The sequence below is a fragment of the Erythrobacter sp. JB3-1 genome (assembly GCF_057364995.1).
Window position 1 is genome coordinate 887088 of sequence record NZ_CP200289.1, and the last position, 13303, is coordinate 900390.

General features: G+C 60.2%; 12 protein-coding genes. 10 read left to right on the plus strand and 2 right to left on the minus strand.

Annotated features, from left to right (window positions below; genetic code table 11):
- Window positions 1–266: 266 nt before the first annotated feature.
- The 4 genes from AC0V6M_RS04110 (at window position 267) to AC0V6M_RS04125 (ending at window position 4446) form a co-directional block, all read left to right on the plus strand.
- A complete protein-coding gene (locus AC0V6M_RS04110) occupies window positions 267–998 on the plus strand; it encodes a hypothetical protein (protein WP_486137591.1) in 732 nt (243 codons plus the stop codon).
- 97 nt (window positions 999–1095) lie between these two features.
- The gene (locus AC0V6M_RS04115; protein ID WP_486139562.1) at window positions 1096–1839 is read left to right on the plus strand and encodes a response regulator; all 744 of its coding nucleotides are present in this window, start codon (window positions 1096–1098) and stop codon (window positions 1837–1839) included.
- Window positions 1836–3335, plus strand: coding sequence for a sensor histidine kinase (locus tag AC0V6M_RS04120; protein ID WP_486137592.1), 1500 nt, complete (start codon window positions 1836–1838; stop codon window positions 3333–3335). Before AC0V6M_RS04115 ends, AC0V6M_RS04120 begins: the two co-directional genes overlap by 4 nt.
- A 28-nt stretch (window positions 3336–3363) precedes the next feature.
- The gene (locus AC0V6M_RS04125) at window positions 3364–4446 is read left to right on the plus strand and encodes a glutathione S-transferase family protein (RefSeq protein WP_486137593.1); all 1083 of its coding nucleotides are present in this window, start codon (window positions 3364–3366) and stop codon (window positions 4444–4446) included.
- A gap of 116 nt (window positions 4447–4562) precedes the next feature.
- Here AC0V6M_RS04125 and AC0V6M_RS04130 read toward each other — a convergent pair whose 3' ends face one another.
- The gene (locus AC0V6M_RS04130; protein WP_486137594.1) at window positions 4563–6149 is read right to left on the minus strand and encodes a helicase HerA-like domain-containing protein; all 1587 of its coding nucleotides are present in this window, start codon (window positions 6147–6149) and stop codon (window positions 4563–4565) included.
- Window positions 6150–6296: 147 nt separating this feature from the next.
- On the opposite strand from AC0V6M_RS04130, the gene pabB reads away from it, so the two are divergent.
- From pabB to AC0V6M_RS04155, 5 genes are all read left to right on the plus strand, one after another.
- The gene (pabB, locus tag AC0V6M_RS04135) at window positions 6297–8168 is read left to right on the plus strand and encodes an aminodeoxychorismate synthase component I (RefSeq protein WP_486137595.1); all 1872 of its coding nucleotides are present in this window, start codon (window positions 6297–6299) and stop codon (window positions 8166–8168) included.
- A gap of 14 nt (window positions 8169–8182) precedes the next feature.
- A complete protein-coding gene (locus tag AC0V6M_RS04140; RefSeq protein WP_486137596.1) occupies window positions 8183–8908 on the plus strand; it encodes an RluA family pseudouridine synthase in 726 nt (241 codons plus the stop codon).
- On the plus strand, window positions 8901–9317 hold the full coding sequence (gene arfB / locus AC0V6M_RS04145) for an alternative ribosome rescue aminoacyl-tRNA hydrolase ArfB (RefSeq protein WP_486137597.1): 417 nt from the start codon (window positions 8901–8903) through the stop codon (window positions 9315–9317). The genes AC0V6M_RS04140 and arfB overlap by 8 nt, the downstream gene beginning before the upstream one ends.
- A gap of 157 nt (window positions 9318–9474) precedes the next feature.
- Window positions 9475–9642 (plus strand): 50S ribosomal protein L33, encoded by a 168-nt coding sequence (gene rpmG / locus AC0V6M_RS04150; RefSeq protein WP_472639973.1) that lies wholly within the window; start codon window positions 9475–9477, stop codon window positions 9640–9642.
- 223 nt (window positions 9643–9865) lie between these two features.
- On the plus strand, window positions 9866–10537 hold the full coding sequence (locus tag AC0V6M_RS04155; protein WP_486137598.1) for a LolA family protein: 672 nt from the start codon (window positions 9866–9868) through the stop codon (window positions 10535–10537).
- Between the two features lie 343 nt (window positions 10538–10880).
- On the opposite strand, the gene AC0V6M_RS04160 is transcribed toward AC0V6M_RS04155, so the two are convergent.
- Window positions 10881–12335, minus strand: coding sequence for an alkaline phosphatase (locus AC0V6M_RS04160; RefSeq protein WP_486137599.1), 1455 nt, complete (start codon window positions 12333–12335; stop codon window positions 10881–10883).
- A 135-nt stretch (window positions 12336–12470) separates the two neighbouring features.
- Between AC0V6M_RS04160 and AC0V6M_RS04165 the strand changes: the two genes are divergently transcribed.
- Entirely contained in the window at window positions 12471–13274 is an 804-nt protein-coding gene (locus AC0V6M_RS04165) for an exodeoxyribonuclease III (RefSeq protein WP_486137600.1), read from the plus strand.
- The last annotated feature ends 29 nt before the right edge of the window (window positions 13275–13303 follow it).

Below are 13303 nucleotides of genomic sequence, written 5' to 3' on the forward strand. Positions count from 1 at the left end.
GACGCGGCTTTCATCAAGATGAACGCCTATGTCTGCTTGATACAAACCGCGACAATTTAGGGCCGATCCGAGATAATCCTGCGACACAAGCGGTCTAGAAGGGGTCTTGTGAGTTGCGGTGGACGTGCAAAGCGACATACCCCCGCATGATAAGCCAAGTTCTCCCCTAAGACTGGCTTATGGCAGGCCTTTGAACCCTCCCATTGAAGCGCCTAGCCTGTGCGCCGCCGCAACTCTTTTGATAAACTATTCAAGAGGAACAAAAAATGAAAAAGATCACCCTTACATTGTCCGCTGCAGCACTGGCACTTGGCATTGGCGGCGCAGGCGCTGCCTTGGCAGACCACCACGGTAGCAAAGGCAAAGCAGACGCCAACGGCGACGGTGTCGTCTCGCTAGAGGAAATGAAGGCGAAGAGCGCAGAGCGATTTGCCAAGATGGACGCCAATTCTGACGGTGTTTTGAACGCGGAAGACCGCACTGCCAAACGCGCACAGCGCTTTGCCGCCACCGACACCAACAATGATGGCGAGCTGTCCAAAGCTGAAATGGCTGCAGCACGTGAGGCTCGTCAGGCAGAACGCGAAGAACGTCGAGGCGAACGCCGCGGCAACCGCGCTGAAGAACGCTTTGCCCGGCTTGATACCGATGGCAGCGGCGGCCTGAGCGAAGCGGAATTGGCGGCTGGTGCCGAGCAGCGTGAAGCGCGCCGCGGTGAACGCGGCGGCGGCGACCGCGAAGCACGGCGCGGTGACCGGCGCGGCGGTGATAAGGCCGGGCGCGGCGGGCGCAAAGGCGGCGACCGCATGATGCGTATGATGCGTCAGGCCGACACCAATAACGACCAATCGGTTAGCCGCGCCGAATATGACGCTGCGGTAGAGGCCAGGTTCGCCCGGACAGACACCGATGGGTCTGGCACGATCACGGCTGAAGAACGCAAGGCTGAACGCGACGCTCGCCGCGAACAGCGTAAGGAACGCCGCGGATCACGTTGATCGCGCCGCGGCTTAAGCCAAAGCACGAGGCCCGGCCCGCTCGCCGCTCACTTACGAGTTGCGCAGCGGGCCGGCGCACGCCATGCCCGCACAGACTATGACCGATCCGGCCCACACCTCAATCCTGCTCGTCGATGACGAGGCGACCCTGCGAGAACCGCTGGCCGAATATCTGACCGGTCAGGGGTTCGCCGTTACCGAATCTGAAAGCGCCGCCGCCGCGCGCGCGGCCCTGCTTCAAGCAAAGCCTGACATCGTCCTGCTCGATATTATGATGCCCGGCGAAGACGGCCTCTCACTGTGCCGCCATCTGGTTGAAACCCAGCAATTGCCGGTCATCCTACTGACCGCACGCGGGGAACCGACCGACAGGATCGTCGGGCTGGAACTGGGCGCCGATGATTATGTCGTCAAACCGTTCGAGCCGCGCGAACTGGTGGCGCGCATTCGCTCTGTCCTGCGCCGCGCGCATCGCGGGCCCGCCGCCCCCACTGAAGCCCAAGATTTGCACTATGGCTTTGAAGGGTGGTCTCTCGATCCCCTAAAGCGCAAGCTTATTGATCCAGAGGGTGTCACTGTCCCCATCTCCACCGCCGAATTCCGCCTGCTTCGCGCTTTGCTCGATCATCCGCGCAGCGTGCTGGACCGGGATCAATTGCTCGACATGGTCCAGGGGCGAGAGGCGCATTTGTTTGACCGGGCGGTCGACAATCAAGTCAGCCGCCTGCGCCGCAAGATTGAAGCCGACAGCCGCAACCCGCAACTGATCCTGACCGTGCGCGGCGGAGGCTACCGCTTTGCCGCTCAGGTCACTCGCTTTGCACCCGATACGCCGGAATGAAGCGCCTGCTGCCTCAAAGCCTGCTGGGCCAAGTGATGCTGGTTTTGGCGATTGGCCTGATGGCAGGCCAAGCGATATCCGCCGCCTTGCTGTACCGCGCAGCCGAGCAGCGCCGCGAAATCGGCCTCGTCAGCGAGCTTGCCTTTCAACTGGTGGCGGAAAGTGGGCGTCCTGATCTGGCAGAGAGAGAGGCGCGCCGGGCCGAACGCCGCGAAGCGCGCAGAGCGGACCGGATTGCGCGCGGATTGCCAGTAAGAGACCGCCGCGCTGACGGCGAAGGCCGACCCGGAGGCCGTCCATTCGCGCGGCCATTTAGACTAGGCATTGAATACAATGAGGAATTGCCAATTGGCTCCCGCGAGACGCGGCTGCCTGATTACGAAAACGCACTGCGCGAAATTCTGGCGCAGCAAGACGTCGAGGCAGGCAATATCGTAATCGCCCGGCGGAACGCAGGCGATGATCCTTTCGTAAGAGAGCGCGTGCAAGATCGGCCGAGATTGCGCCCAGCCAGCCGGGAAGAACGCACAATTCTGGTCGCCGCCGTTGAGCGCGCCGATCAAGCGGGATGGCTGATCGCCCGTGTCACCGATCCGCGTACGCCGCGCAATGCAATTGGCACCATCCTGCTGCAAACCGCCGTCATTTTCGCCATTTTGTTCGCGCTGCTCTATTTTGTGCTGCGGCGGATCACACAGCCTCTGGCGGCGCTGACAACGCGTGTCACGGACTTCTCTCGGCAGCCCGACCGAGCGGTGAAACTGGAAGAACGCGGGCCCGGCGACATGCGGCGATTGATCGCGGCGCATAATACAATGGAAGCGCGCATCGCAGCCTTGCTGGACGAAAAGGACGTGATGCTCGGTGCGATTGGCCATGACCTTAAGACGCCTCTCGCCGCCCTTCGCGTGCGGATTGAAAGCGTGCCTGACGACACACAGCGTGCGCGCATGGCGGATAGCATCGAAGACATCACTAAGACGCTGGACGACATTCTGGTGCTGGCCAGAGTTGGCCGAGTGAACAATGGTTTTGAGTATGTTGATCTGGCGGCGCTGACCACCAGCGTGGCGGAAGAATTCGAAGATCTGGGCGAGCCGATCACGCTCGATGACCCGGCGCGTATTGTCGCGCGCGCGCAAGTCACTTGGCTAAAGCGAGCGCTGCGCAATCTCATCGGCAATGCGCTGCGTTATGGTGAAAGTGCAAAGGTCTCTCTCCTCGAAGAGGGTGAGGCGATCATCTTACGCGTCGATGACACAGGCCCCGGAATTCCGGCAGGCGATATTGAGGCGATGATGGAGCCCTTCACCCGCGGAGAGGCCTCACGCAACCGCGCAACAGGCGGCGCGGGTCTAGGCCTCACGCTGGCGCGCGCCATTGCTGAGCAGCACGGCGGGACGCTGACACTTTCCAATCTGCGCGAGGGCGAAACGGTCACTGGCCTGCGGGGAGAGATTGCGCTTCCAAAGGGCGACAGCACCGGGCAAGGGTAGCGCCGCACAGCACAATCGGAGTTCCCCCTTGCCCCACACACTCTACGCCGCCCCGCTCTCGCTCTATTCCGGCAAGGCGCGCAGCTATCTCGATTGGAAGCAGGTGGATTACACGGAGGTGCTCTCCACCCCCGATGTCTATGCGAAGATCATCATCCCCAATGTCGGACGCCCGGTTATCCCGGTGATGCAGAAAGATGATGGCTCGATCCTGCAAGACACCACGCTGATCATCGATCACTTCGAAGCCAGTGAAGGCGGGCCGTCGGTCTATCCTGATACGCCGCGCCAGCGTCTTGCCGCGCTGCTGCTGGAATGTTTTGGCGATGAATGGCTGGTGATCCCGGCGATGCATTACCGCTGGCATTACAACGAGGAGTGGGTTTACGGCGAATTTGGCAAAACCGCGCTGCCGGATGGCACTCCAGAGGAGCAATATGCGACTGGCAAAGAGCGCGGCGGCATGTTCCGCGGCTTCGTCCCCATGCTCGGTATCAATAAGGCGACAATCCCGGCAATTGAGGCGAGCTATGAGGCTCTGTTGGCCGATTTGGACGCGCATTTCACGGTACATCCTTTCCTATTGGGATCGCGGCCTTCGATCGGTGATCTGGGCCTGATCGGGCCGCTCTATGCCCACCTTTACCGGGACCCGGCATCTGGCGAGATTATGGAGCGATTGGCTCCGCGCGTGGCCGAATGGGTCCGCCGCATGGTCGATGTGAAGGCCCCGCTTTCGGGTGAGTTCCTCCCCAATGACGAAATTCCCGAGACGCTGCTGCCGGTGCTGACGCGAATGATGAGCGAGCAAGTGCCCTATCTTGCGAAAGTAGCCGGCATGTTTGGTGAGTGGCTGACCACCAATCCGGACACAGAGATCCCGCGCGCGGTCGGCATGGCCGATTTCACGATTGAGAGCACCAAGGGTCAGCGCATCGCTGCACCCTTCAGCCTGTGGATGCTGCAGCACGGGCTCGACTATCTCGCCTCGCTTGACGGCACAGACCGCGAGGCCTGCGAAGCGATGCTGCGCTCAGCCGGCGGCGAAGCGCTGCTCGATTTCAAAATGCCCGCGCGGCTGAAGTTTGAAAACCACTTCTTGAGCGTTTGAGGCCAGTGCATCGCTTTTTAGCCCCAATCTGATCGCGGGAGATTTGGTTCGCACGTGAGCACCGGAAGCACAGAACGGGTCGATTTGCAGCAAGCATGCGGGCCAAAGCCCCGTGATCAGCGCATTAGGCCGCCGATGAGGTTCCTCACAAACCGCCCAGCCACTGGTCCGGCCAGATCAGTGGCGATGGAACCAGCCGCTGATGTGATCCCGGATCGCATTGGGTTGGCGCGCGATTTTTTGCCGAGGATCGCAGACGCTGCAGCCCCCGCCATTCCGCCTGCGGCCACTTTGGTTCCGCGTGAAAGAGCCTTTTCCCACATGCTCTTGGTCTTGCGTGGGCGTTTGCGCACCTCTTCCTCGCCTTGTTCCTCGACTTCTTGCGCTGTCTCAGCGGCATCGGCGCTTTTCGCGGCCAGAATTTCCTCTGCGCTCTCGCGGTCGATCGCCTCGTCATATTTGTTCTCAAACGGGCTGATCGACTGAATGATCGCGCGCTCTTTGGCGGTGACCGGGCCAAGGCGCGAACGCGGCGGCTTGATCAAAGTGCGCTGTACAATGGTCGGCGCGCCGTCTTCGTCGAGGGTAGATACCAGCGCTTCACCCACTTTCAGCTCTGTGATGGCTTCCTCAACATCGAGGTCAGGATTGATCCGGAAGGTTTCCGCCGCCGCCTTGATCGCGCGCTGATCACGCGGGGTGAAGGCGCGCAAGGCATGCTGCACCCTGTTGCCCAGCTGGCCTGCAACCTCTTCAGGAATGTCGATCGGATTTTGCGTCACGAAGAACACACCAACGCCTTTTGAACGGATCAAGCGAACAACCTGCTCAATCTTCTCCTCCAGCGCCTTGGGAGCATCATCGAACAGCAGGTGCGCCTCATCGAAGAAGAACACGAGCTTTGGTTTCTCCGGATCGCCCACCTCGGGCAGGCTCTCAAACAGCTCCGCCAGCAGCCATAGCAGGAAGGTGGCGTAGAGCTTCGGGCTGCGCATCAATTTGTCGGCGGCCAGCACATTGACGATGCCGCGCCCGGTTTCATCGCATTGTAGAAAGTCGTCGATCTCGAGCGCTGGCTCGCCAAAGAAATAATCCGCGCCCTGCGCTTCAAAGCTCAGCAGCTGGCGCTGGATCGCGCCGACCGATTGCTTCGACACATTGCCATATTTGCCCGAGAGCTCTTTGGCGTTTTCATTGGCCCATTGCAGCATGCTTTGCAGATCGCCGAAATCGAGCAGCAGCAGGCCATTATCGTCCGCATGGCGGAAGATGATTTGCAGCACGCCTTCCTGCGTGTCGTTGAGATCGAGCAGGCGGGCAAGCAGCAGCGGCCCCATTTCAGAAATGGTGGTGCGGATCGGATGGCCTTGCTCGCCATACAGATCCCAGAAGACCACTGGGTTATCGGAATAATCATAGTCGTCCATGCCAAGCTCTTTGGCCCGGCCTTCAAGCTTGTCGGCGTGCTTGAACTTTGCGCTGCCGGGCATGGCGATACCGGATAGATCGCCCTTCACATCGGCAACGAACACCGGCACGCCATTGGCGGAAAAGCTCTCGGCCAGCCCCTGCAAGGTGACCGTCTTACCCGTGCCGGTCGCACCTGCGATCAACCCGTGACGGTTTGACCGGCTGAGCGCGAGATGCTGGTTCTCGCCATTGCTGCCCAGCCCCAGAAAGATTTCGCCCGGTTTATCGCTCATGTTCGCAAAACGCCCTTTTTTATCATTTTGTCTTGCCGAAGGTGTGAAGTGACAGGGCCAAGCGGTCAAGGTGTCGCTTGCACGCGGCAACGTATGCAGCGACATAGGTGGTCGACTTGAAGCGTGGATGCTCTAAAGGCTGGGCATATGGGTGAGGTGACTGCGTTTATTCTGCTGGACGATGCGCGCGAGGAAACTGCTGACAGCGCCGCCGCTGCGCCTGCGCGCCTGTATGAAAACCCACGACAAATCTTTGCCGCCCACCGCCCAGACGAGGTGGAACGCGCTTTAGCTGATGCGCGCTCTGCGCAGGCTGAGCACGGCGGAGAGCTGGCCGGCTACATCGCCTATGAAGCGGGCCTAGCGCTAGAGCCAAAGCTCGCAGAACTCGCCGCCAGCCGCAGCGGCGCAAACGGTCCGCTGGTGTGGTTCGGTCTGTTTGATGCGGCCGAAGAAATTCCCGCTGGCAATGTGCCGGGCTGGCTAGCGGCGCGCGCTGAGGACAGCGGCACAGACGCGGGCAGCGCGGGCGCATCTTCCATCGGCCCGCTCGACCCTCAGCTTTCCCCCGGAGGATACGCCAAAGCGTTCGAGGCCCTGCAAGAGGCGATCCGCGCGGGCGATATTTATCAGGCAAATCTCACCTATCCGCTCGCCGGGTCATATCGCGGCGATCCGCTGGCGATCTATGCCCGGCTGCGCAGCGCGGCGAGCGCTGGTTATGGCGGGATCGTGTTTGACGGCTCGCACTGGCTGCTAAGCTTCTCGCCAGAGCTGTTCGTCGCGCTCGATGGCAAAGACGCCAAAGCCAAGCCCATGAAGGGCACCCGCCCGCGCGGGGCTGATGCGGCCGCCGATTCGGCGCTGGCGGATGATCTGGCGACGTCGGAGAAGGACAAAGCGGAAAACCTGATGATTGTTGACCTGATGCGCAACGATCTCAGCCGCATTTCAGAGCCCGGCAGCGTGCGCGTTGACAAGCCCTTTGCGGTTGAGAGCTATCCGACATTGCATCAAATGGTCTCCACCGTCCGCGCCCGGCTGACCCCGGACAATGGCCCGGTTGATCTGGTGCGCGCTCTGTTTCCCTGCGGTTCGATCACCGGCGCGCCGAAAATTCGCGCGATGGAACTGATCGGTGATTATGAGCGCGATGCGCGCGGGCCCTATTGCGGCGCGATTGGCCGGATTGACGCGGATGGCTCGGCGGCCTTCAATGTCGCCATTCGCACCCTGCGCCTGACCCCGATAGAAAACGCGCAAGGCAATGCCGTGCTGGGCGTAGGCTCAGCGATTGTCGCCGACAGCGAGATGATCGCTGAGCGGCGCGAGAGCGAAGTCAAAGCCGGATTTGTAAGGCGCGCCTCGCCCGATCACACCGCGCCGCAGGTGGACCTGATTGAGACCATGCGGTTTGAACCGGAAAGCGGGATCGACCTGCTGGAGCTGCATCTGGGCCGCATGAAAGCAAGCGCGGCGACGCTTGGCTTTTCGTTTGATCGCCACGCGGCGCGCAATCAGATTCAAGCGCTGTGCTTTGATTTGGAGGCGGCGTGCAAGGTTCGCCTGCTGGTCTCGCGGCTCGGTTCGCTCGCTTTGGAAACAGGCCCGCTGCCTGAGCCTAAAGACAATGGCTTTGAGTGCATCGCTCTGCCGCTACCGCTGGACCCGTCCGATTGGCGATTGGCGCACAAAACGTCTGATCGCAGCTTTTACGAAGACGGGCTGTCGGCTGCGCGCACCCACGGCGCGGATGAAGCCATCTTTGTGCGCGACGATGGCCTCGTCACAGAGGGCAGCTTCAGCAATATTTTTGTGGCGAAAGACGCACGCGATAAGGATAGCATGCTGCTGACCCCGCCCGCCACGCTCGGTCTGCTGCCCGGCATTCTGCGCCAACACCTGATCGCTGAAGGCCGCGCGGTCGAAGCGCAGCTCAAACTTGCCGACCTAGAAAATGGTTTTGTGCTAGGCAATGCCTTGCGCGGGCTAAATCGAGCCCGGCTCAAACTTTCATAAAGGCGCCCTGCCCAATGCTCCCGATATTGTTCGAAGATGGCGAGGCTCTCGTGATCGATAAGCCTGCCGGCCTGCCAGTGGATCGTCCGCGGCGCGGCGGACCCTGCCTGTTCGATCACCTCGATGAGCTGAAGCTGGGGTTTCAGCGGCTGCCGCATGCGGTTCACCGGCTGGATACAGACACCAGCGGATGCCTGCTGCTGGCTCGCAATCCCAAGGCGCTCAAACGCTTCAATAAGGCGTTTGAAAACCGCGCCGTATCCAAGACCTACCTGGCGGTGCTCGACGCGGTGCCAGCAGAAACCTCTGGCACGATTGAACTGGCGCTCTCCAAGATCAGTTCAGCGGAAAAGGGCTGGCGCATGATCGCGGCGAAAAAGGGCAAACCTGCGATCTCGCATTGGGAGTTACTGCAGACCATTGGCGAGGGCGACAAACAGCGCTCACTGATCCGTTTTCGCCCAGAGACCGGGCGCACGCACCAATTGCGGGTTCATGCGCTGCTGGGCCTTGGCGCGCCATTGCTGGGCGATCCGGTTTACGGCCCGGTGCGCGGTCAGAACAAAGGCGCTGGCCGCACCATGCTGCACGCTGAAACCATTGGGGTCGCGCGCAGTACCAAGCCGACAATCACCGCCCATGCTCCATTCCCAGAGGATTTCGTGCGCGCGGGCCTGACCGCACCAGAGCCGCCAGAGGTCACCGAACCCACCATCAGCGCCGAACAGGACGATGGATAAAGACCTGCTCGAACGCGCGCACGCTCAGGCGCAGGAGAGCTTCCTCGCAGGCTCCGGCCCCGGCGGGCAGAACGCCAATAAGGTCGCGACCGAGGTGCAGCTACGCGTCAATATCTATGCGCTGCGCCTGCCGCCTCCCGTGTTCGCACGGCTCAGAACGCTAGCGGGCAGCAAGCTGACAGCGGCGGGCGAACTGCTGATCACGGCGCGCGAATACCGCACTCAAGAGGCCAATCGCGGCCTTGCGCGAGAGAAGCTGGAGAACCTGCTGGAGGAGGCCCATAAGCAGCCCAAACGCCGGGCGAAAACCCGGATCAACCGGGTGGGCAAGACCAAGCGCCTCAAATCGAAGAAAGCGCGCGGCACGGTGAAGGCCAATCGCGGCAAACCCAGCCGCTCTGATTGGTAGGCTCACGCCCGCGCCGAATAGTCAGATTTGCTTGACTCTGAGCGGTGACTCGATAAATGGCGCGGCTTGCAAGGCGATGCTCCGCGCGTCGCCTGATTTTTTTCGGCTCAAACGCGCTTAGTTGTGTGGGCCCACCAGATAGAATTAGGATAACGCGATGGCGAAGCCCGCAACCGTCAAGATCAAGCTCGTCTCGACCGCCGACACGGGTTTTTATTACACGACCAAAAAGAACCCGCGCAACATCACCGAAAAGATGGTGTTCCGTAAGTACGATCCGGTTGTTCGTAAGCACGTCGAATTCAAAGAAGCCAAAATCAAGTAAGCTTCTGACCGCAGCTCTGCAGCGGGCCTTGGCCCGGCAGATTGCCTGCGGAACTCCAGAATTTCAGCGGATGCGCCCCGCATATGGCGTCCACTACCGCGCTTCGGCGCGGTTTTGCGTTGTATGGCGCAGGCGGCGCTGCACACGGCCTGCTTAACCCCTTGCAAAACGCTCAGTTCAGCCGCAGTTCAACGCCAACGCATTAATCGCACAGGTTATGAGCATGAACCTTTTTAGATTTTCAAAGCCGCTTGCCGCCACCGCCGCGAGCGCAGCCGCAATTGCTGCAGCCTTTGGCTTGCCAGCAGAAACCAGCTTTGCCCCCGCGCCGCCTGCCTATGCGCAGGCGAATGATCTGGACGTGGCTGCTGGCGCATTGCGCGCGATCTCGACCATGAAGGCCGATTTCTCGCAGATTGATCGTCAGGGCAATGTGATCGCAGGCGAAATGACGCTGAAACGGCCGGGTAAGATCCGCTTCGAATATGAGAAGGGGACCGATCTGCTTGTCGTCTCCAACGGCAAATCACTCTATTTGATCGATTACACTGTTGATCAGGTTGAACGCTGGCCGATCCAGAACTCGCCGCTCGGCGCGCTGCTTGATCCCACCCGCGATGTGAAGAAATTCGGCAAGATGATGCCGACTGGCAATGATGATGTGATCAGCGTTGAAGTGCGCGATCCCAAGCGGCCCGAATTTGGCGTGATCAATATGATCTTTGTGCGCGATGGCACGGCGCCTGGTGGATGGCAGCTGACGCACTGGGTGGCGCTTGATTCGCAGAATCACCGCACCACCGTTCGGCTAAAGAATCATCGCTATGGAATGTCGGTCGCCGACAGCGCTTTTCGATTCAGAGATCCGCGCAAATCATCTCGTCGGCCAGGTTGAACGGTTTAACCGCCTTTAGTTGTAGGAATACGACAAACTCCGGCACATATTCATTTACCTGTAAGGCGAATAGGCGTAATTTTCTTCTGCAAGTCGGTTGAGGGCGGGTTTCCCCCTGTTGCCCCAACCCTCGTTCAGACTGATTTGTACAAGCGTGACGAACGCTCACATGGAACCCTCGCCCCATTGCCCCCGGGGTGAGGGTTTTTTGTTGTATATTCGCCTTAGCTTGCTGCGAATTTCAAACCGTTCGACTTCCGGTGCTCACGCACAAAAGTGCGCTGCGCGCCGGTTCCAACGGCTTACAATTCTCGCTAGCGCCTAAGCCAAATATCTGTTCGGCTCATTTCCAGCCAAACGCACTGCGGATGATATCGTACACCACATTCTGCTCAATCACGCCGCGCGCTTTGTCCGCGCCGGGGCCTTGGGCATAGAGCGCCACGTCTTCGCCAGCGTGCGTCTCGCTACCAAGCGGAATTGCCGCTTGTTGCTGTGCATTTACGCCGGTTTCCGGCGCGGGTCGCTCACTGTGGTCATGCAGCGCGCCGGGGCCGTTCCAATACCCCAATGTTGTGTAAGGCTTCCCATCCTCTGCAAGCGTGGGCTCGTCTGGGTTGGAAATATCACCTTCTGGCGGAACGACGAGGCCGAGAATGTCATTCCCACGCCGCGGATAGCCAGAGATGGTGAACACATGGCTGTGATCCGCCGTCACCATGATCAGCGTTTCTTCCGGGTCCGTATTTTCGATCGCATATTGGATCGCATTGGCAAACTCGACCGTTTCTTCCAATGCAAAGCCCGCCTTGCCCGCATGGTGGCCGTGATCAATCCGGCCGCTTTCGACCATCAAATAATAGCCATCAGGATCGGTTTTGAGCCGAGCAATCGCTTGGCTGGTCATCTCGGTCAGGGTCGGTTCGCTCGCGCCTTTGTTACTGCCGTCCATGCGCTCTGCCATGTAGGTCATGTGGCTGGGCGAAAAGAGGCCCAGCACAGGCTTGTCCTTCGGTGCGCCCGCCAATGCCGCACGGTCCATTACAAAGGTGCCACCGGTGCGACCGGTCCACAGACCGGGAAGGTCCGCGTTGTTTTGGGCGCGTCGTCCCCCAGTATCGCTACCAAAAAACCCGCCCAATCCGCCGCCAAGCGCGACATCCCAATCGGAATTGACCAACTGCCAGGCGATATCCTCACACCCTTTTCCGCGCTCATCTTCTGGGATGGCTGCATCCGCCTCCCAATTGCGGTCGGGGCTGCGGGCATAGACGCTCGCCGGTGTCGCATGGGTGATCCGCGCGGTGGAGACAATGCCCAGGGCAAGGCCGCGCTGTTTCACTTCTTCGCCGAGCAACGGCAGTGGGTTGGCTAAGCCGGATGCGCAGTCTCCGCGCTCCGCCTCTGGCCCAACCCCCAGCACGCCGATTTTGGTCTTCTTGCCCGAATGCATCGCTGTGGCCGTGCCTGCGCTATCGGGCACCTGCGCGTTGGTGTTGTAGGTCTTCACCAGCGCGACATTGTCAAACTTTTCAAACGGCAGGACATATTCCTCGCCCGATTGCCCGCGCTTTTGACCGGCATAGATCCGCGCCGCCGTGATTGTTGAAATTCCCATGCCATCACCGATGAACAGGATGACGTTTTTGGCTTTCTTCTCGGCCGCGATTGCCTGGTTTGATGGCGGTGGCAACGTCGAAGCACTCGCCACGCCTTGGCGGCTTTCTGCATTCGTGCATGCGCCAAGGGACAACGCCGTCCCAGCGAGGATCAAGCCGAAAGGGCGCGTGAGTGTCATAATTGGGCCTCCGAAAAACAATACGTCCTCGCTATCCGCATCTGATGCTACAGGAAAGTGAAACTACAGCATGATCCATCGCTTTTCTCTCATCGCGGCTTGCTAAGGCGATATGTGCGAACCTAAAGCAATCGCATGATCTCTATCGCCACATGGAATATCAATTCTGTCCGCCTGCGCCTGCCCCAGGTTGAGCGCTTTCTGACCGAGCATTCGCCAGACGTCCTGTGCCTGCAGGAAATCAAATGTCAGGAACATCAATTTCCCGCCGATGCGCTGGCGAAGCTGGGCTATGAGCACATCGCTGTGCACGGGCAGAAGGGCTATCACGGGGTGGCTACGGTCAGCCGGGTGCCACTGCGCGAATATTCGCGGCACGATTGGCAGGCCAATGGTGAGGCACGCCATGTCGGGGTTGAGCTGCTCGATGCGCCAGATGGCAACGCCATGATGTGCCTCGACAATGTCTATGTGCCCGCTGGCGGCGATGTGCCCGACCGCGAAGTGAACGCAAAGTTTGGCCAAAAGCTCGATTTTTTAGCCCGCATGACCGATTGGGCAAGCTCGATTGAGCAGCCGACAATGATCGTCGGCGATTTCAACATCGCTCCGCTGGAAAGCGACGTGTGGGGGCACAAACAGCTCTTGAAAGTCGTCAGCCACACCCCGTTGGAGGTGGATACTTTGGACAAGTTCAGGGCGGCCCACGATTGGGTCGATGTTGGGCGCGAGTTCATCAAAGACCCAGAGCGCTATTACGGCTGGTGGTCCTACCGCTCCCCCGATTATCGCAAGAATGATCGCGGGCGCCGGCTTGATCACATGTGGGCCAGCCCAGCGCTCGCGGCCAAGGCATCCGGCCACCGCATCGTGGAAGATGCGCGCAGCTGGGAAAAGCCATCTGATCACATTCCGCTGATCACAGAGTTTTCGCTCTGAGCGAGGCGCCCGCCTCTGATCCTTCACCC

Coding starts and splice junctions, on each gene's coding strand:
- AC0V6M_RS04110 (WP_486137591.1), top strand. CDS start 267: ATGAAAAAGATCACCCTTACATTGTCCGCTGCAGCACTGGCACTTGGC.
- AC0V6M_RS04115 (WP_486139562.1), top strand. CDS start 1,096: ATGACCGATCCGGCCCACACCTCAATCCTGCTCGTCGATGACGAGGCG.
- AC0V6M_RS04120 (WP_486137592.1), top strand. CDS start 1,836: ATGAAGCGCCTGCTGCCTCAAAGCCTGCTGGGCCAAGTGATGCTGGTT.
- AC0V6M_RS04130 (WP_486137594.1), bottom strand. CDS start 6,149: ATGAGCGATAAACCGGGCGAAATCTTTCTGGGGCTGGGCAGCAATGGC.
- pabB (WP_486137595.1), top strand. CDS start 6,297: ATGGGTGAGGTGACTGCGTTTATTCTGCTGGACGATGCGCGCGAGGAA.
- AC0V6M_RS04140 (WP_486137596.1), top strand. CDS start 8,183: ATGCTCCCGATATTGTTCGAAGATGGCGAGGCTCTCGTGATCGATAAG.
- arfB (WP_486137597.1), top strand. CDS start 8,901: ATGGATAAAGACCTGCTCGAACGCGCGCACGCTCAGGCGCAGGAGAGC.
- rpmG (WP_472639973.1), top strand. CDS start 9,475: ATGGCGAAGCCCGCAACCGTCAAGATCAAGCTCGTCTCGACCGCCGAC.
- AC0V6M_RS04155 (WP_486137598.1), top strand. CDS start 9,866: ATGAACCTTTTTAGATTTTCAAAGCCGCTTGCCGCCACCGCCGCGAGC.
- AC0V6M_RS04160 (WP_486137599.1), bottom strand. CDS start 12,335: ATGACACTCACGCGCCCTTTCGGCTTGATCCTCGCTGGGACGGCGTTG.
- AC0V6M_RS04165 (WP_486137600.1), top strand. CDS start 12,471: ATGATCTCTATCGCCACATGGAATATCAATTCTGTCCGCCTGCGCCTG.